Genomic DNA, 18,548 nt, shown 5'->3' on the forward strand with positions numbered 1-18,548 from the left:
GTCAGATCTTGACGCGGACCTCCTTGCGGAACTTGGCCGTCTTCTCCGCGCCCTCTTCGAGGTCGGCGGACTTGCCGCCCATGACGTTGGCCATGTCCGCCGTGATGCCGACGCCGATGGTGCTCTTGTCGCCCCAGATGCAGGTCGCCATCGACATTTCCTTGGGGACCTTGGCGCCGGTCGTCGCCGCGCCGCCGAAGCTGTACTTCATCTCCTGGCACTTCATCAGGGCGCCGTCGAGCCCGGACGGCTTGAACGTCTTGGGGCTGCCGACCAGAGTGACCTTGGCGCTCCCGTTGTCCTTCGCGGCCTTCTCCTCGACCGAGCCGAACATCTTGTCGACGACCGCCTCCGGGTCCTCGATCTCGCCGTAGAGGCCGTTGAACTGGAAGAGCTTCTGCCCCAGCGGGTTGTCGTCGCTGCCGGACTCGTACTGGGCCTCGACGTTCTTGGCATTCTTGACGCCGTGCTCCTCGGCCTCCTTGGCCTTGTCAGGAGACATGTTGTCGTTCTTGGCGCTGTTGGGCTTCAGCTTGTACGCGCCGTCGAGGACGGTTTCCGGCGTCGTCAGCTTGTGCGGGCCGTCGTCCTTGACCGTGCCGGAGCCGCCTCCGTCGCTGCCGCCGAGGACGAAGTACGCGCCGACGCCGATCGCGGCGACCACGGCCACCGCGCCGATGATCGCGCCCGTCTTCTTGCCCCCGCCGCCTCCGCTCGGCGGGGGCGGGACCTGCCCGTAGGGGGCCTGCTGGCCGTACGGCGGCTGCGGCTGGCCGTACGGGGCCCCCGGCTGGCCGTAGGGCGGCTGCTGCGGCGGGACGCCCTGCGGGGGCTGCTGCGGGTAGCCGTAGCCCGGCTGCTGCGGGGCCTGCTGGGGGTAGCCGTAGCCGGGCTGCTGTGGGGGCTGCTGGCCGTAGGGGCCGGGCTGGCCGCCGCCGTACGGGCCGGGCTGCTGCGGCTGCTGGCCGCCGTACGGGCCCGGCTGGTTGTAGCTCATGAGTGGGGGTTCCCTCCGTTACTGCTACTGCTTGCTCGTACGCGTCACGCGCGTCACTTCTTCACACGGGCCGCATCGCGGTACTCGGCCGCGAGCTCCGCGACCTCGTCCGCGGACTTGCCCTTGCCGCCGGAGATGAACGCGGCGGCGTCCGCGGCGGTCGCCATGCCGAAGGTGCTGTGGTCGGCCCAGGCGCAGACCGGGATCTCCAGGCTCTTGCCGTCCTCGGAGATCTTGACGCTCTGGCACTTCATCAGCGCGTTGTCGAGGCCGCTGGGGGACACCGACTCGGGGCTGCCCTGCCAGGTGGCCTCTTCGTCGCCGCCGTCCTTCCGCGTCTCCTCGTGCATCTTGTCGAACGCCTTGTCGACGGTCTTCTCCGGGTCGCTGATCTCGCCCCACATGCCGACGACGCTCAGGCCCTTCACCGCGGGCCCGGTGCCGGTCTTGTACTCCGCCTTCTCCTGCTCGGCGTTCTTGATCCCGATCGCGGCCGCGTCCTCCTTGTCGGCGTCGCCCAGCGGTCCGCCGCCGGAGGAGGACGAGTCGTTCTTGCGGTACTCGCCGACCGACTCCGGGGACACCAGCTTGTGCGGGCCGTCGTCCGTGACCGAGCCGGAGCCGCCGTCGTCGCCGCCGAACAGGAAGAACGCGCCCGCGCCGACCGCGGCCACGGCCACCACGGCGCCGATCACCAGGCCGGTCCTCTTGCCGCCGCCTCCGCTCGGCGGCGGGGGCGGCGGAACCTGCCCGTAGGGGGCCTGCTGGCCGTACGGCGCCTGCGGCTGGCCGTACGGCGGCTGCTGCGGCGGGACGCCCTGCGGGGGCTGCTGGGGGTAGCCGTAGCCGGGAGGCGGGGCCTGCGGCGGCTGGCCGTACGGGGGTTGCGCGGGCTGGCCGTACGGGGGCTGCTGGGGCGGCTGGCCGTAGGGGCCCGGCTGCTGCGGCTGCCCGCCGCCGTACGGGTCGGGCTGCTGGCCGTACGGGCCCGGCTGGTTGTGGCTCATGACTGAAGCTCCCCCTCGAACGCGTGTGCGCGCCTACGTTCTCCCGCACGTTTAGGTGTTCCCGACATCCTGACCGACGCCGGGAGCGCCGTGGGCCCCGGGGAGGCAACCGTTACTCAAGATTCCGGTTTCGGGACCACTCTGTGACACCCCTAAACTGGGCCCGTGACCGAGAACACTCAGCAGCAGCCCCCAGCGACCACCCCCGAACTCCCGACGCAGTACGCGCCGGCCGAGGTAGAGGGGCCGCTGTACGAGCGCTGGGTGGAGCGGGGTTACTTCGACGCGGACGCGAAGAGCGACAAGGAGCCCTTCACCGTCGTCATCCCGCCGCCGAACGTCACCGGCAGCCTGCACCTGGGCCACGCCTTCGAGCACACGCTCATCGACGCCCTCACCCGCCGCAAGCGCATGCAGGGCTACGAGACCCTGTGGCAGCCCGGCATGGACCACGCGGGCATCGCCACGCAGAACGTCGTCGAGCGCGAGCTGGCCAAGGAGGGCAAGTCCCGCCACGACCTCGGTCGCGAGGCCTTCGTCGAGCGCGTGTGGCAGTGGAAGGGCGAGTCCGGCGGGCAGATCTCCGGCCAGATGCGCCGCCTCGGCGACGGCGTGGCCTGGTCCCGCGAGCGCTTCACCATGGACGAGGGCCTCTCCCAGGCCGTCCAGACCATCTTCAAGAAGCTCTACGACGACGAGCTGATCTACCGCGCCGAGCGCATCATCAACTGGTGCCCCCGCTGCCTCACCGCCATCTCGGACATCGAGGTGGAGTACCAGGACGACGACGGCGAGCTGGTGTCGATCAAGTACGGCGAGGGTGACGAGACCCTCGTCGTCGCCACCACCCGCGCCGAGACCATGCTCGGCGACACCGCCGTGGCCGTGCACCCCGAGGACGAGCGCTACCGGCACCTCGTCGGCAAGCTCATCAGGCTGCCGCTCACCGACCGCTCCATCCCGGTCGTCGCCGACGCCCACGTCGACCCCGAGTTCGGCACCGGCGCCGTGAAGGTGACCCCGGCGCACGACCCCAACGACTTCGAGATCGGCCAGCGCCACGACCTGCCGAACATCGCGGTCATGGACGAGCACGCGGTCATCACGGTGCCCGGCCCCTTCCAGGGCCTGGACCGCCTGGAGGCCCGCTCGGCCATCGTCGCCGCGCTGCGCGCCGACGGCCGTGTCGTCGCCGAGAAGCGCCCGTACACGCACTCCGTCGGCCACTGCTCGCGCTGCAAGACCACCATCGAGCCGCGCCTGTCCATGCAGTGGTGGGTCAAGGTCGGCCCGCTCGCCAAGGCCGCCGGTGACGCGGTCCGCGACGGCCGCGTGAAGATCCACCCGCAGGAGATGGAGAAGCGCTACTTCGACTGGGTCGACAACCTCCACGACTGGTGCATCTCGCGCCAGCTCTGGTGGGGCCACCGCATCCCGGTCTGGTACGGCCCGAACGGCGAGGTCGTCTGCGTCGGCCCCGACGAGGAGCCGCCCACGGGCGAGGGCTGGACGCAGGACACCGACGTCCTCGACACCTGGTTCTCCTCCGGCCTGTGGCCGTTCTCCACGCTCGGCTGGCCCGAGCGGACCGAGAGCCTCGCGAAGTTCTACCCGAACTCCGTCCTGGTCACCGGCTACGACATCCTCTTCTTCTGGGTCGCCCGGATGATGATGTTCGGCCTGTACGCGATGGACGGCACCCCGCCGTTCCACACCATCGCCCTGCACGGCATGGTCCGCGACCAGTTCGGCAAGAAGATGTCGAAGTCCTTCGGCAACGCGGTCAACCCGCTGGACTGGATGGACAAGTACGGCTCCGACGCCCTGCGCTTCACGCTCGCGCGCGGCGCCAACCCCGGCGTCGACGTGCCGATCGGCGAGGACTGGGTCCAGGGCTCGCGGAACTTCGCCAACAAGATCTGGAACGCCACCCGCTTCGCGCTGATGAACGGCGCCACGGTCGAGGGCCCGCTGCCGGACGCCGCCGCCATGTCGGCGACCGACCGCTGGATCCTCTCCCGCCTGAACACCGTGGTCGCCGAAGTCGACGCGTACTACGAGGACTTCCAGTTCGCGAAGCTCTCCGACGCGCTGTTCCACTTCGCCTGGGACGAGGTCTTCGACTGGTACGTGGAGCTGTCCAAGACCACGTTCCTGGCGGGTGGCCCGGCCGCCGAGGTCAGCAAGCGCGTCCTCGGCGAGGTCCTCGACGTCACGCTGCGCCTCCTCCACCCGGTCGTGCCGTTCGTCACGGAGACCCTGTGGACCACGCTGACCGGCGGCGAGTCCGTCGTGATCGCCGACTGGCCGGCCGATTCCGGCTTCCGGGACGCGGGCGCCGAGCAGGAGATCGCCTCCGTCCAGGACCTGGTCACCGAGGTCCGCCGGTTCCGCGCCGACCAGGGCCTCCAGCCCGGCCAGAAGGTCCCGGCCCGCCTCACCCTGGACGGCACGCCGTTCGCCCCGCACGAGGCCGCCGTCCGCCAGCTCCTACGCCTGCAGCCGGAGGGCGAGGCCTTCGCGGCCACGGCGACGCTGCCGGTCGCGGGCGCCACGGTCGCGCTCGACCTGTCGGGCACGATCGACGTGGCGGCGGAGCGCAAGCGGCTGGCCAAGGACCTGGCCGCCGCGGAGAAGGAGAAGAGCCAGGCCACGGCCAAGCTCGGCAACGAGGCGTTCCTCGCCAAGGCTCCGGACCACGTGGTCGACAAGATCCGCGGCCGCCTCGCCAAGGCCGACGAGGACATCGCCCGCCTCCAGGCGCAGCTCGACAACCTCCCGGCGGCGTAGGGCGGTCCGTCCGCAGGCACGCGAAGGCGCCCGGAACTCCACGCAGTTCCGGGCGCCTTCGTCGTACCCCCGCGCGTACTTCCCGGCCGGTCAGGCCTCCGTGGCGACCGGCCCCGTCCCCACCGCCTCCGCGTTGCGCCGCGTCTTCGCCCAGCCGTTGCGGCCGCGCAGCAGCCGCAGGAAGCCGCGCGCCGACACGACGAACACGTGGTACGCGTACAGCCACAGCGCGAGCCCCCACAGCAGCCCGGTGAGCCGGGAGCGGCCGGGCGCGACGTCGCGGCGGTAGAGCGGGCCCCAGGCCACGAACGGCAGGACCGACAGCGCGCACAGGGCGAGGATCAGCGGCCACGCGCCGAGGAACGCGTCGCGCATCGAGCCGCCGAGCACGACCGCGCCCAGCAGCAGCACGCTCAGCACCAGCGTCGCGACGTGCGCGAGGGGTTGCATGAACGTGTACAGGGTCTCCAGGACGCCGCGGCCCGAGTAGTGCCGGGAGGCGACGATGCGCGGCGCGTACCGCACGCACTGGAGGTTGCCCTGGGCCCAGCGGGTGCGCTGGGTGAGGAAGCGGCGCAGCCGCGGCAGGCCCTCCTGCGAGACGTACGTGTCGGCGATGTGCGCGATCCGGTAGCCGCCGAGGATCATGTGCAGGCCCAGCTCGTAGTCCTCCAGGAGCGCGTCGCGCTGCCAGGGCCGGCGCTCGGCGGCCGCGATGTGGTCGAGCGCGGTGAGCCGCGTGAACTGGCCGTTGCCGCCCAGGCCCACCGAGCCGGTGCGGCCGCGCAGGAGCTGCATGCCCGCGTTGGACACCGCGAACTCCATGTCCTGCATGCGCACGAGCAGCCGGGCCGCGGCGTTGGCGAGGCGCCCGCGCTCGGGCAGCGGCGGCCGCTCCTCGTCGACGTTCCGCATCCGTACGCTCACCTGTACGCCGCCCACGTCGGGGTCGCCGAACCCGGCGGGACCGCTGACCCGGGCGAGGGCGTCCGGCGCGAGCCGCCCGTCGGCGTCCACGACGCACACGACGGCCCGGTCCCGGTCGGTGTCCTCGGGCAGGAACGCGTTCAGGGCGGCGTACGCGGAGTTGAGCGCCGCGCCCTTGCCGACGCGGGCGTCGGGACGGCGCCGCGACACCAGGTGCACGTGCGGGTCGTCCGCGGCGAGCGCGGTGACGACGGCGGCCGTCGCGTCGTCGCTGTCGTCGTCGACGACCCACACGTGCCCGGCGGGGAAGTCGGCCCGCAACTGGGCGACCGTCGTACCGATGACGGTCTCCTCGTCGCGGCACGGTACGAAGAAGTGCCAGGTGAACGCGGTGGGATCGGCCGGGGCGGCCTCCGGGCGGCGCGTGTAGGCGTGGCGGGCGCCGGCCCAGTACAGCAGGAAGCAGGCGAGGAGGAAGAAGGGGAGGGCGTAGAGGAAGGCGTACGGGGTGAGCATGGGGGCGGTCCTTGTGCGGGTCTCGCGGCGGAGGGCCGGGCGGTGGGGGAGGGCGGGGTTACGCCGCGAGGTTGAGGTCCGGTTCGTGGCCGGCGCGGCCCGCGGCCACCGCCGCGAGGAGGACGGCGATGCGCTGCGAGGCGAGCCCGTCGCCGAACGGGGACGGCTGCTCGGCGAGGCGCCGGAGCCCGGCCGGGCCCGCCGCGAGCCGGCGCCGCACGGCCCGGCCGATCTCCCGCCCCGGGGTGACCAGCTCGGCGAACCCGGCGGCCATGGCCTCGGGCCGCTCCGTGGACCGGCGGACGACGACGAGGGGCCGGCCGAGGACGGTGGTCTCCTCCTGGACGCCGCCGGAGTCGGAGACGATGACGGCCGCGTGCCGGGCGAGGGCCAGGAACTCGCCGTAGCCGAGCGGCGCGAGCTCGGTGAGCGGGGCGAGCAGGTGCGTGAGCCCGGCCGCCTCGATCCGGGCGCGGGTGCGCGGGTGCACGGTGAACAGGACCGGCAGCTCGGCCGCGAGGGAGGCGAGCTCGCGCAGGATGGCGGCGAGCGCGGCGGGGTCGTCGGTGTTCTCGGGCCGGTGCGCGGTCGCGAGGACGTAGCGGTCGGCGGTGACGCCGTACGCGGCGAGCAGCGCGGCCCGCTCGGCGGCCGCGGGCAGGTGCTCGTGGACGGCCTCGACGACGGTGTTGCCGGTGACGGTGATCCGCCCGGCGGGGACGGCTTCGGCGCGCAGCAGGTCGCGGTTGTCGGCGGTGGCCGCGCACAGCACGTCGGCGAGCTGGTCGATGACGATCCGGTTGTGCTCCTCGGGCATGGCCCGGTCGTGGCTGCGCAGCCCGGCCTCGACGTGGACGAGCGGGATCGAGCGGGCGTTCGCGGCGAGTGCCCCCGCCAGGGCGGCGTTCGTGTCGCCCTGCACCACCACGGCCAGCGGCGGCCGCTCGGCGAACAGGGCGTCGAGCTGGGCCAGCGCGGCGGAGACCTGCACGGCGCGGGGCTTGCCGCCGACCCCGTCCAGCAGGGTCGGCTCGGGCAGGCCCAGCTCGGTGAGGAACCGGCCGAAGAGCGCGGCGTCGTAGTGCTGGCCGGTGTGCACCAGGTGCGCGGCGGGGCCGAGGATGCGGACCAGGTGGGCGACCTTCACCAGCTCGGGGCGGGTGCCGATGACGATCGCGACGGAGCGGGGCGGGAGGGGGGCGTGCAACGGGGCTCCTGGCAGGGGGTGGGGCTGGCGGTACACAGGAGCGTGCGGGGCCTGGGTTGCGGGGGTGGCTCGCCTTCGGTTGCGCCTCGGTTGCGGCGCCCGCCGCCGCGGCTGTTCAGGGCCTAGGCCCTGGCCCGTACGACCTGGCCCGACGGGACTTTGGTCCCTGCCGGGGGCTCCCCATGCCCGCCCCTTCCCGTAACCAGGGGCTGCCGCCCCTGGACCCCGCTCGATCGGCCTTCGGCCTCGTCCTCAAACGCCGGACGGGCTGATTCCCTGACGACGGCGAGACGCGGAAAATTTCAGCCCGTCCGGCGTTTGAGGACGAGCGCGCCAGCGCGATGCGGGGGCCCAGGGGGCGGAGCCCCTTGGTTTCGGGAAAGGGGCGGGCATGGGGAGCCCCCGGCAGGGCCCGGCGGCCTCAGGCCTCGCCGCGGTAGCGGTACCCGAGCCCCCGCACCGACTCCAGGGGATCACCGCCCTGGCCCACGGCCAGCTTCCGCCGCAGCCGCAGCACAGCGAACTTCACCCGCTCCCGCCCCGCCCCCGCGGGCTCGTCCCAGACGAGGTCGAGGAGCTGCTCGGTGGTGACGACCCGCCCCCGGTTGCGGACGAGCACCTCCAGGAGCCGGTACTCGATCGCGCTGAGCCGCGTCTCGTGGCCCTGCCAGACGGCCGACCGCCGCTCGGGCACGAGCCGCAGCCCGGCCTCGACGTAGTCGCCGCGCCACTGCTCCGGGGTGGAGCGCCGCAGCAGCGCCTCGACGCGGGCGAGGAGCTCCAGGTGGTCGAAGGGCTTGCACAGGTAGTCGTCGGCGCCCGAGCGCAGCCCGCGGACGCGTTCGGCGGGGCTGGTGCGGCCGGAGAGGATGAGGACGGGCAGGTCGGTCAGGTCGCGGGTGCGGTCGAGGACCTCCCAGCCGTCCAGGCCGGGCAGCACCAGGTCGAGGACCATGAGGGCGGGCCGCCGGGCGAAGAGCAGCTTGAGCGCGGCCTGCCCGTCGGCGGCGGTGACCACCTCGTACCCGGCGCGGGTGAACAGGACCCGCAGCGCGAGCCCGAGGTCGGGGTCGTCCTCGACGAGCAGCAGCCGGGTCACGCCGGCCCGGCCCCGGACGGCCCGCCGCGCCCGGCCCCGGGCGACCCGCCGCGCCCGGCCCCGGGCGGCCCGCCCAGCGGCAGCCACACCTCGACGCCGGTCCCGTGCCCCTCGTCGCCGTGGACGGCGACCGTGCCGGAGTGCAGCCGTACGGCGTCACGGACGACGCTCAGGCCGAGGCCGGTGCCGGGGTAGGGGCCGCGGCGGGCGTTCGGCGCGCGGACGAACTCGGTGAAGACCTCGTCCTGGAACTCCTTCGGGATGCCGATGCCGCTGTCGGTGACGGCGATCAGCCAGCCGGGCGGCGCGGGCGGCCGCGCCTCGCCGTCACCGGGGCGCGGGCACGGCCGGGCGGTGACGGCGACGGTGCCGCCCGCGGGGGTGAACTTCACCGCGTTGTCGAGCAGCGCGGTCAGCGCCCGCTCCAGCGCGTCGGCGTCGGCGAGCAGCGGCGGCCGCTCGCCGCCGGGCACGTCGAGGGTGACGAAGACGCCGTCGCGGGTGGCCCACGGCGTGACGTCGTGCACCAGGCGGGCCAGCAGGAGGACCGGGTCGAGCGGCGCGAAGGAGGGCGGGGCGCCGCCGGCGGCCTGCGTGTACCGGTGCAGGAGCCCGTCGGCCATGTCCCGCATCCGGGTCGCCGCGCGCCGGACGGTCTCGAGGTACTCGCCGCGCGGTTCGCCCAGGGCGCCGAGCGCGGGGTCGGCGAGCAGTTCGCAGAAGGTGAGCACGGTGGCCAGCGGGGTGCGCAGCTCGTGCGAGGTGCGGGCGGCGAACTCGGCCCGCTCCCGGGCCAGTTCCCCGAGCCGGTCGATGTGCCGGTGCAGCTCGGCCTCGTACCGGCGCTGCTCGGTGACGTCCTCGACGAGCCACAGGACGCCGAGGCGCCGCCCGTCCGCGTCGATGGGCTGCCGGCTGCGGCGCAGCGTCCGGCCGTCGCGCAGCCGGATCTCGGCCCTGCGGACGAACTCGCTGCGCGCCCCCCGGACCGACGGCAGGCCGTCCGGCAGCAGCCGGGCCACGGCGTCGGCGACGGCCTCGGCGTCCGCGCCCGTCGAGGTGTCCACGCCGCGCAGCCCGAACACCTCCACGAACTGCGGGTTGGCCGCGACGATCCGCCCGTCGTCCCCGACGAGCAGCGCGCCCAGCGGCACGGCGCGCAGGACGGCCTCGCAGCAGGGGGCGTGCAGGCTCGGCGGCTCGGTTGCCACGCGGCGGGCTCAGCCGGCGAACTCGGTGACGAGCGGCCCGAGCGGTTCCGCGCCGGGCGCGGGGTCCAGGCCGAGCCGCTCCAGTTCGGCGTCGGCGAGGGCGTCGAGCGTGCGCGGGTCGGCGTTGCGCCAGCCCTCGGCGAGGCTGCCGGGGGTGGCGTCCGGCAGGGCGGCGGCGGTCGCGGCCACCTCGTCGAGGGGGCGCAGCAGGGCGCGCAGGGCGAGCAGCTCGCGCCCGTTGGCGGACCCCGCGAGCTCGCTGGCGGCGGCCGCCTGGCGCACCCAGCGCAGCCGGCGCGGCAGCCAGGCGGCCAGGACGGGCACGATGGGCAGCAGGAACAGGACGGCGGCGGCCACGGCGAACGTGGCGCGCAGCGTCACCGGGTCGATGGCGTCGACGAAGCCGACCACCGAACGCAGCGCGGCCCCGACGTCGTCCCCCACGACGGGCAGCCGGGCGGCGGGAGACCGAGAGGAGGCGACGCCCGTGTCGGGACCGGGCCGGCTGAGCAGCACGGCCAGCCGGTAGCCGACGACGGCGGCGACGGTCCACAGCGCGGTCCACGCCAGGGCGGCCGCGTCCCCGAGGAACTGACGGGTCCGACGACCCGGATCTTGGGCATACCACATGGTCCGATTGGAACGCCGGCTCGCCCGAACGCGGGGCAGCCGCGCCGGTGAGTACACCTGTTGTCGTACGGGAGGGGGCGGAGCGGGAGCGTGGGGGGCGGGGGCGCGCCCGTGCTGGTGTACGAGGTGGGCGGGGGTGTTCGGCTGGGGCGGGGTGTTCCCCGGGGGGTGGGGTGTTCGGCTGGGGCGGGGTGTTCCCCGGGGGGTGGGGTGTTCCCCCGGACCGGGCGAGGGGGGTCGTGCGGTGGTGCGTGTGCGCGTGCCTGGGCGCCGGGGCTGTAACGCGGTCGTCCGGGTTCCGCCTCGGGGGCCTGTGCGGGCGGGATGGGGCGCCAAGGGCGGTGGTGCGGAGGGGCGGGGTGCTCCCCCCAGGCCGGGTCGGACGAGGGGCCCTGTGGCGGCGGGGCGTGGGCGCGGGGGGTGTGGCGTCGTCGTCCAGGTCTCGCCCTGGGGGCTTGTGCGGGCGGGCGTCGAGGCTGTGGAGGCGCTCCGTACGAGGTCGGTGGAGGCGTTCGCCCCGGCCGGGTGGGAGGCGCAGCGGGGCGGTCTCCGGGATCGGAGGGGGGCGCTTGTGCGGCGGCGCGTGTGCTTGCGCGGGCGCCGGGCCATGACGCGGCCGTCCGCGGTCTCGTCCCGGCCCCGGGGGCGGATGTCCGGCTCACGCGGGCGGGCGTCGGGGCTCACGCAGGTGGGTGTCCGGCTCACGCGGGCGGGTGCCCGGGGGCTTACGCGGGCGGGTGTCCGGGCTACGCGGGTGGGCGTCGAGGTCGTGGCCTCGTCACGGCCGGTGCGGCCGTGACGACGGCCACGACCGCACGGGCCGCAACGCTGGTGCGGCCGGTGCGCGATCCCGGTGATGATGGAGGGGTTATGTACGACCGGCCCGCCGCTGTCACGGCGCTCAGCCAGGCGGTGGCCGCGGGCCGCCGCCTCGCTCGGCGTTGCACGCGCGAACCCCGCGCCCTGGACGTCCTCACCGCCCTGGCCTGCCTCGCGCTGATGGCCCTGGACGTGCCGGGCCTGGCCGCCGCCGACAACTCGCTGAGCGGGGTCACGGCCGCGCTGGTCCTCACGGCGGGCGCGGCGACACTGCTGCTCCGGCGGCTCGTGCCCTGGGTGCCGTACCTGGTCGCACTGATGCTGCTCGGGTGGCTGCACGAGCTGACGCTGGCGCAGTTCGCCCTGTACTCGCTGGCGCGCTACCGGGGCCGGGTCGCCGCCGCGACAGGCGTGATCGGCTACATCTCCTTCGCGTACGTGATGTTCAACCTGCCGGGCTGGCCGGTGCACAGGGGGGACACGCTCGCCGAGTTCCTCAGCCTGGTCGTGCCGATCGGGGCGCTCGCGGCGGGGGTGGGCGTGGCCGCCAACCGGCAGGACCTCGTCCGGGCGCTCCAGGCCCAGCGGGCCGAGACGGAGACGCTGCACGCGGTGCAGCGGGAGCGGGACCGCATCGCGCGCGACGTGCACGACTTCGTCGGCCGCGAGCTGACGCTGCTCAGTGTCCGCTCGCAGGTGCTGGCGCGGCGCGCGGCGGGCAGCCCGCACGAGGAGGGTTTCGAGGAGCTGTCGGAGACGGCGCGCTCCGCGCACCGGCTGCTGAACGAGATCATCATCCAGCGCGACGTGGCGGGCCGCCCCACCCCCGGCCTGGAGGCCCTCCCCGACCTGGCCGAGAGCAGCCGCCGCGCGGGCAGCCCGGTCGACCTCGCCGTCGACGCCGCCGCGTACCGGCTCTCGCCACTGCGGCAGGCGGCGGTGCACCGGGTGGTCCAGGAGTGCCTCACGAACGCGGCGAAGCACGCGCCCGGGGCGGTGGTGGAGGTACGGGTGACGGTCCGCGAGGGCCGCCTCCGGGTGAGCGTCCGCAACGCGCTGCCCGCCGGGACGCCGGGAGACCCGGAGGAGCAGCGGCCCGGTGGCACAGTGGGGGAGCGACGGCCCGCCGCCACCGGGGAGACCGCCGACCACCCCGCAGCCACCCCGCCACCCGTGTCCGCGGGGACCGGCACCGCGGGGATGGGGGAGCGGGTGTGGACACTCGGCGGCACGTTCTCCGCCGGCCCGCGAGCAGGCCACTACGAGGTAACAGCCGACCTGCCGGCGGCCGAGCAGCCCTGAGACACGGGGGCCGGGTCGGGGGGGGCGACCTGGTCGCCGGGGCCGCGGGACGGCCGGTGGAGGGAGGCCGGGGCGTTCAGCGGAGGGCTTTGGCGAGCTTGAGGACGGTGGGCACGACCGCGACGTGGTCGGCTGGGCCGCACGGTCGGGCTGGTGGGGAGGCCGAGGACGTTCGGCGAAAGGCTACGGAGGCTCGGGGCGGGGGGGGCACGAGCGCGGCCTGGTCGCCGGGGCCGCACGGGCGGGTGGGTGGGAAAGCCCGGAGGGCGCTGGGTGGAGGGCTTCGGGGGCCCGGGGAAAGGTGGGCGTGGTCGTCGCCTGGTCGCCGGGGCCGCACGGGCGGGTGGGTGGGAAGGCCCGGAGGGCGCCCGGCGAAAGGCTTCGGAGGGCCCGGGGAGGGTGGCCATGGCCGCGGCCTGGTCGGCGGGGCCGCACGGGTGGGTGGGTGGGAGAGGCTTGTGCGGAGCCAAGCAGCCACAGGGCAAGGGGGCCGCACCCCCCCAGGCCCCCGAACCGCCCCCGCCCAAGAAACCGAGGCCCGGGGCAAGGCCCCGCTCCCCCGCCCGGCCCGAGGGCTACGCCGCGGACATCACCCGCTCCAACCCCTCGAAGTCCTCCACACACTTCCCGCACCCCAGCGCCACACTGTCCAGCGGATCCTCGGCCACGAAGACGGGGATCCCCGTCGCGGACGCCAGCCGCAGGTCGAGGCCGGGCAGCAGCGCCCCGCCCCCGGTGAGCACGATGCCGTGCTCCATGACGTCCCCGGACAGCTCGGGCGGGCACTCCTCCAGCGTGGCCCGCACCGCGGCGATGACGGCCTCGACGGGCTCGTCGAGCGCGGCCCGCACCTCCCGCACGGTGAGCTCCACCGTCTTGGGCAGGCCGCGCACCTTCTCCCGGCCCCGCACCGCGAACGTGCGCGCCTCGAAGGCGTCCTCACCGGGCACCGGCCACGCCGAGCCGATGGCGACCTTGACGTCCTCGGCGGTGCGCTCGCCGATGAGGAGGGCGTGCTCCTTGCGGACGTAGTCGGTGATCGCGGTGTCGAGCCGGTCGCCGCCCACCCGCAGGGACTGGGCCGTGACGATGCCGCCGAGGGAGATCACGGCGACCTCCGTGGTGCCGCCGCCGATGTCGACGACCATGGAGCCCCGCGGCTCGGCGACGGGCAGCCCCGCGCCGATCGCCGCGGCCATCGGCTCCTCCACGAGGTGCACGACCCGCGCCCCGGCCCGCTGCGAGGCGTGCACGATGGCGCGCCGCTCGACGGGCGTGACCCCGCTGGGCACGCACACCACCATGCGGATACGCGGCCGGCGGCCCGGCACGGCCTTGCGCACGAAGTGCCGGATCATCTCCTCGGCCGCCTCGTAGTCGCTGATCACCCCGTCCTTGAGGGGGCGGATCGCGGTGATGGAGCCGGGGGTGCGGCCGATGGTCTCCTTGGCCTCCGTGCCGACGGCGAGCGCACCGCGGGCGCCCTCCTTGACGGCGACCACGGACGGTTCGTTGAGCACAATGCCCTGACCGCGGACGTACAGAAGCGTGTTGGCGGTACCGAGGTCGATCCCTATGTCCATGATCGCCAAGTTTGCCGGTCCCGCCCGGACGACGGAGGGACCAAGGTCCTGAAACGGACAGGTACAAAGTCCCGAAGGGCGGGAAACGGCCCGTCCGGCGCCTGGGGACGAGGCGCGAAGTGCCAGACGAAGGGGGAAAGGGGCGAAGCCCCCTATACGGCCCCACCCCTCGGGCGCCCACGCCGGAACCCGCCTCCGTAGACTGGCGTACGTGAGCCACCTCCCTCCGAACGACAACCCGCACGACGACGAGAGCGGCGCGGCCGACTCCTCCGTCCGGCCCGACGAGTTCGACGAAATCGTCGCGGCCGAGACCGACCGCGACCCGGACCTCGCCGTGATCGAGGCGGGCAGCCGTACCCTGCGCACCCAGGCGGGCCCGCCGCAGGCCGACGTACCGGCCCGCCCCGCCGACCCGGAGGTGGACCGGGCGCTGCGCGAGGCCGAGGCGGAGCTCATGGCCCGCTGGCCCGAGACCAGGCTCGACCCGACCCTGAGCCGCATCGCCGCGCTGATGGACGTCCTGGGCGACCCGCAGCACGCGTACCCGTCGATCCACATCACGGGCACCAACGGCAAGACGTCCACGGCCCGCATGGTCGAGGCCCTCCTCGGCGCCTTCGAGCTGCGCACCGGGCGGTACACGTCCCCGCACGTGCAGTCGATCACCGAGCGCATCAGCCTGGACGGCGCCCCGATCGCCGCCGAGCGCTTCGTGGAGGTGTACCAGGAGATCAAGCCGTACGTGGAGCTGATCGACGCCAAGGAGGAGCACCGGCTCTCCTTCTTCGAGGTGCTCACCGGCATGGCGTACGCGACCTTCGCGGACGCCCCGGTCGACGTCGCCGTCGTCGAGGTCGGCATGGGCGGCACCTGGGACGCCACGAACGTCATCGACGGCACGGTCTCCGTCGTCACCCCCATCGACCTGGACCACACCGACCGGCTCGGCACCACGCACGCGGAGATCGCCACCGAGAAGTCCGGTGTCATCAAGCCGGACGCGACGGTCATCCTGTCCCAGCAGCCGGTCGAGGCCGCGCAGGTGCTCCTGAAGAAGGCCGTCGACGTCGACGCCACCGTCGCCCGCGAGGGCCTTGAGTTCGGCGTCGTGGGCCGCCAGGTCGCCGTCGGCGGCCAGCTGCTGACGCTGCGCGGGCTCGGCGGGGAGTACGAGGAGGTGTTCCTGCCGCTGCACGGCGAGCACCAGGCGCACAACGCGGCGGTGGCGCTCGCCGCCGTCGAGGCGTTCTTCGGCGTCGGCGCGCAGCACACGGAGCCGCTGGACATCGAGACCGTCCGCAAGGCCTTCGCCACGGTCTCCTCGCCGGGCCGCCTGGAGGTCGTACGCCGCTCGCCGACGGTCGTCCTCGACGCCGCGCACAACCCCGCGGGGGCCCGCGTCGCCGCCGCCGCGATCAGCGAGGTCTTCGACTTCAGCCGGCTGATCGGCGTGCTCGGCGTGAGCGACGGCAAGAACGCGCGCGGGATGCTGGAGGCCTTCGAGCCGATCCTCGCCGAGGTCGTCGTCACGCAGAACTCCAGCGACCGGGCGCTCGGCGCGGACGAGCTCGCGGCCATCGCCGTCGAGGTCTTCGGCGACGACCGCGTCCAGGTCGAGCCGCGCATGGACGACGCCCTGGAGGCCGCGATCACCCTCGCGGAGGAGGAGGGCGAGTTCGCGGGCGGCGGCGTCCTGGTCACCGGCTCCGTCATCACCGTCGGCGAGGCCCGACTGCTCCTGGGGAAGGGCTGACCGCTGTGCGTACGCTCTGCTCGTCCACCCTGATCGGCGAGTTCCTCGTCATCGGCTTCGCCGGTCTGGTCGCCATGAAGGACCCGGACCTGGAGGTGGGCACCGTCTGGACGGTGTGCGGCGTCGCCATGGCGCTGTCCCTCCTGCTGTGCGGCATGGTCACCCGGCCCGGCGGCGTCCAGCTCGGCTGGGCCCTGCAGATCGCGCTGATCGCGAGCGGGTTCGTGGTGCCGATGATGTTCCTCATGGGCGCGATGTTCGCCGCCCTGTGGTGGGCGTCGGTGCACTTCGGGCGGAAGGTCGACGAGGCGAAGGCGCGCTTCGCCGCGCAGGCGGAGGCCTCCGAGGGCTGAGCCGCCCCCGGGCCCGGTGCCCGTTGCCGCGCTGCGCGCTCGTCCTCAAGCGCCGGACGGGCTGGAATCCGCTCGTCTCCACCGGCGGTAGGCCTGCACGTGTCCCGGTCGTCGGGTGTGCCGCGCGCTGCGCGCTCGTCGTGCCGCGCCGGACGGGCCGGAAGCCGCTCGCGGCTCCCGTCGACGGGACGCCGGGCCGCCGGGCAGCGTCGGCTCCAGGGTCTTACCCGATGGCCACCCTGCGTAGTGGTCCCGGTATCGTGCGGACCCATCCCATGTGATCGCGAAGACACCGCTTGGAGCCGCACACCATGAGCCAGCGCACGCTCGTCCTTCTCAAGCCCGACACGGTCCGCCGTGGTCTGATCGGCGAGGTCATCGGCCGTATCGAGCGCAAGGCGGGCTGGACCATCACCGCGCTCGAGCTGCGCAGCCTGGACCAGGAGACGCTGGAGTCGCACTACGGCGAGCACAAGGGCAAGCCCTTCTACGAGCCGCTGGTGGCGTTCATGTCCTCCGGGCCCGTCGTCGCCCTCGTCGTCGAGGGCGAGCGCGTGATCGAGGGCATGCGGCAGCTCGCCGGTCCGACCGACCCGATCGCCGCCGCCCCCGGTTCCATCCGCGGCGACTTCGGCACCGTCGTCCGCGAGAACCTCGTGCACGCCTCCGACTCCGAGGAGTCCGCCGCGCGCGAGCTGAAGATCTTCTTCCCGGGGCTCGCCTGACCCCCGACGCGGTTCTGCCGGTTCCCCCCGACGCCCGCTGCCTGACACGCCGTCAGCCGCACGCGTCGGGAAAGGGCGCCGGCGACCTCCCCGCTGACCAGGGACGGCCGAAGGAATTCGGCCGTCCTTTTGTCATATGCGCCCCATTCGGGGGAACCCCCGCCACGGATGGCACGTCTCCAAGAGCGGGGCGGCCCATCATCTGCTGACAATGGCGGAGACCCTCGCGCCGTGCGCGTGCGGGCGAGACTACGATGGAAGCCTCCACGCCACACAGCACCCACCTCGCCTACCTAACAAGCCATCACACGCTCCACTAGGGAAGGCCAGACGCATCCTCATGGGGAACAACATGTCGTTCATCGGCCGTGACATGGCTGTCGACCTCGGGACCGCCAACACGCTGGTGTACGTCAGGGGTCGGGGGATCGTACTCAACGAGCCGTCCGTCGTCGCGATCAACACCAACACCGGCGGCATCCTCGCGGTCGGGGCCGAAGCGAAGAAGATGATCGGGCGCACGCCGGGCAACATCGTCGCGGTGCGCCCGCTGAAGGACGGCGTCATCGCCGACTTCGAGATCACCGAGCGGATGCTCCGCTACTTCATCCTGAAGATCCACAAGCGTCGGTACCTGGCCCGCCCGCGTGTCGTCGTCTGTGTGCCCTCCGGTATCACCGGGGTCGAGCGCCGCGCCGTCATCGAGGCCTCCTCGCAGGCCGGTGCCCGCCAGGTGCACATCATCGAGGAGCCCATGGCCGCGGCCATCGGCTCCGGCCTGCCCGTCCACGAGGCCACGGGCAACATGGTGGTGGACATCGGCGGCGGCACCACCGAGGTCGCCGTCATCTCCCTCGGCGGAATCGTCACGGCACAGTCCATCCGCGTCGCGGGCGACGAGCTGGACAACGCGATCATCCAGCACATCAAGAAGGAGTACTCCCTCCTCCTCGGTGAGCGCACGGCGGAGCAGATCAAGATCACCATCGGCTCCGCGTACGACATGGACGCCGACGAGCACACCGAGATCCGCGGCCGGGACCTGGTCTCCGGCCTGCCCAAGACCGTGGTCATCTCCGCGGCCGAGGTCCGCAAGGCCATCGAGGAGCCGGTCAACGCCATCGTCGACGCGGTCAAGACCACGCTCGACAAGTGCCCGCCGGAGCTCTCCGGCGACGTCATGGACCGCGGCATCGTCCTGACCGGCGGCGGCGCGCTCCTGCGCGGCCTGGACGAGCGGCTGCGCCGCGAGACCGGCATGCCGATCCACATCGCCGAGGACCCGCTGGACAGCGTGGCGCTCGGCTCGGGCAAGTGCGTCGAGGAGTTCGAGGCGCTCCAGCAGGTGCTGGACGCCCAGCCGCGCAGATGACCTGACGTGAAAGGATCCGCCGTACGAGTGCCTGCCGCCTCGTACGGCGGATCGTTGATATAGAGACACCATCCACCGGAACCGCCGCCCGCACCCCGCGCCGCGTACGCCGTACCCGACGCGCCGCCCGGGCGACCCCGGTGACCCCCCGCACCACCCGGAACACCCCGCACCACCCCGAACACCGCGCACCACCCGGAACACCCGCACCACCCGGAACACTCGCAGCACCGAGAAACACCGCTTCACTGATA

Annotated in this window: 14 protein-coding genes; 6 read left to right on the forward strand and 8 right to left on the reverse strand. The window is 73.7% G+C overall.

Annotated features, from left to right (window positions below; all coding sequences use genetic code 11):
* Window position 1: 1 nt before the first annotated feature.
* Both QK440_RS21275 and QK440_RS21280 read right to left on the reverse strand, forming a co-directional pair.
* Window positions 2-997 (reverse strand): hypothetical protein, encoded by a 996-nt coding sequence (locus QK440_RS21275; RefSeq protein ID WP_282794752.1) that lies wholly within the window; start codon window positions 995-997, stop codon window positions 2-4.
* 53 nt (window positions 998-1,050) lie between these two features.
* A complete protein-coding gene (locus QK440_RS21280; protein ID WP_282794753.1) occupies window positions 1,051-2,004 on the reverse strand; it encodes a hypothetical protein in 954 nt (317 codons plus the stop codon).
* 165 nt (window positions 2,005-2,169) lie between these two features.
* Between QK440_RS21280 and QK440_RS21285 the strand changes: the two genes are divergently transcribed.
* Window positions 2,170-4,794, forward strand: a complete 2,625-nt coding sequence (locus QK440_RS21285; RefSeq protein ID WP_282794754.1) for a valine--tRNA ligase — start codon at window positions 2,170-2,172, stop codon at window positions 4,792-4,794.
* 90 nt (window positions 4,795-4,884) lie between these two features.
* Here QK440_RS21285 and QK440_RS21290 read toward each other — a convergent pair whose 3' ends face one another.
* The 5 genes from QK440_RS21290 to QK440_RS21310 all read right to left on the reverse strand — a co-directional run bounded on the left by QK440_RS21290 (window position 4,885) and on the right by QK440_RS21310 (window position 10,384).
* Window positions 4,885-6,237, reverse strand: a complete 1,353-nt coding sequence (locus tag QK440_RS21290; RefSeq protein ID WP_282794755.1) for a glycosyltransferase — start codon at window positions 6,235-6,237, stop codon at window positions 4,885-4,887.
* A gap of 58 nt (window positions 6,238-6,295) precedes the next feature.
* On the reverse strand, window positions 6,296-7,444 hold the full coding sequence (gene wecB, locus QK440_RS21295; RefSeq protein WP_282794756.1) for a UDP-N-acetylglucosamine 2-epimerase (non-hydrolyzing): 1,149 nt from the start codon (window positions 7,442-7,444) through the stop codon (window positions 6,296-6,298).
* 421 nt (window positions 7,445-7,865) lie between these two features.
* Window positions 7,866-8,543, reverse strand: a complete 678-nt coding sequence (locus QK440_RS21300; RefSeq protein WP_282794757.1) for a response regulator transcription factor — start codon at window positions 8,541-8,543, stop codon at window positions 7,866-7,868.
* Entirely contained in the window at window positions 8,540-9,754 is a 1,215-nt protein-coding gene (locus QK440_RS21305; protein WP_282794758.1) for a PAS domain-containing sensor histidine kinase, read from the reverse strand. Before QK440_RS21305 ends, QK440_RS21300 begins: the two co-directional genes overlap by 4 nt.
* A gap of 9 nt (window positions 9,755-9,763) precedes the next feature.
* A complete protein-coding gene (locus QK440_RS21310) occupies window positions 9,764-10,384 on the reverse strand; it encodes a hypothetical protein (protein WP_282794759.1) in 621 nt (206 codons plus the stop codon).
* Window positions 10,385-11,254: 870 nt separating this feature from the next.
* Here QK440_RS21310 and QK440_RS21315 point away from each other — a divergent pair.
* A complete protein-coding gene (locus tag QK440_RS21315; protein ID WP_282794760.1) occupies window positions 11,255-12,505 on the forward strand; it encodes a histidine kinase in 1,251 nt (416 codons plus the stop codon).
* A 575-nt stretch (window positions 12,506-13,080) separates the two neighbouring features.
* Here QK440_RS21315 and QK440_RS21320 read toward each other — a convergent pair.
* Entirely contained in the window at window positions 13,081-14,088 is a 1,008-nt protein-coding gene (locus QK440_RS21320) for a rod shape-determining protein (RefSeq protein WP_282794761.1), read from the reverse strand.
* A gap of 298 nt (window positions 14,089-14,386) precedes the next feature.
* Between QK440_RS21320 and QK440_RS21325 the strand changes: the two genes are divergently transcribed.
* From QK440_RS21325 to QK440_RS21340, 4 genes are all read left to right on the forward strand, one after another.
* A complete protein-coding gene (locus QK440_RS21325) occupies window positions 14,387-15,844 on the forward strand; it encodes a folylpolyglutamate synthase/dihydrofolate synthase family protein (protein ID WP_282794773.1) in 1,458 nt (485 codons plus the stop codon).
* A 5-nt stretch (window positions 15,845-15,849) separates the two neighbouring features.
* The gene (locus QK440_RS21330; protein WP_282794762.1) at window positions 15,850-16,197 is read left to right on the forward strand and encodes a DUF4233 domain-containing protein; all 348 of its coding nucleotides are present in this window, start codon (window positions 15,850-15,852) and stop codon (window positions 16,195-16,197) included.
* A 311-nt stretch (window positions 16,198-16,508) separates the two neighbouring features.
* Window positions 16,509-16,922, forward strand: a complete 414-nt coding sequence (gene ndk / locus QK440_RS21335; RefSeq protein WP_282794763.1) for a nucleoside-diphosphate kinase — start codon at window positions 16,509-16,511, stop codon at window positions 16,920-16,922.
* A gap of 352 nt (window positions 16,923-17,274) precedes the next feature.
* Window positions 17,275-18,294 (forward strand): rod shape-determining protein, encoded by a 1,020-nt coding sequence (locus tag QK440_RS21340; protein ID WP_030362602.1) that lies wholly within the window; start codon window positions 17,275-17,277, stop codon window positions 18,292-18,294.
* Window positions 18,295-18,548 lie beyond the last annotated feature (254 nt).

It is taken from the genome of Streptomyces sp. CC224B, assembly GCF_030010595.1.
Lineage (GTDB): Bacteria > Actinomycetota > Actinomycetes > Streptomycetales > Streptomycetaceae > Streptomyces > Streptomyces longispororuber.

Coding starts and splice junctions, on each gene's coding strand:
- QK440_RS21275 (WP_282794752.1), bottom strand. CDS start 997: ATGAGCTACAACCAGCCGGGCCCGTACGGCGGCCAGCAGCCGCAGCAG.
- QK440_RS21310 (WP_282794759.1), bottom strand. CDS start 10,384: ATGTGGTATGCCCAAGATCCGGGTCGTCGGACCCGTCAGTTCCTCGGG.
- QK440_RS21315 (WP_282794760.1), top strand. CDS start 11,255: ATGTACGACCGGCCCGCCGCTGTCACGGCGCTCAGCCAGGCGGTGGCC.
- QK440_RS21290 (WP_282794755.1), bottom strand. CDS start 6,237: ATGCTCACCCCGTACGCCTTCCTCTACGCCCTCCCCTTCTTCCTCCTC.
- QK440_RS21320 (WP_282794761.1), bottom strand. CDS start 14,088: ATGGACATAGGGATCGACCTCGGTACCGCCAACACGCTTCTGTACGTC.
- QK440_RS21280 (WP_282794753.1), bottom strand. CDS start 2,004: ATGAGCCACAACCAGCCGGGCCCGTACGGCCAGCAGCCCGACCCGTAC.
- ndk (WP_282794763.1), top strand. CDS start 16,509: ATGAGCCAGCGCACGCTCGTCCTTCTCAAGCCCGACACGGTCCGCCGT.
- QK440_RS21340 (WP_030362602.1), top strand. CDS start 17,275: ATGTCGTTCATCGGCCGTGACATGGCTGTCGACCTCGGGACCGCCAAC.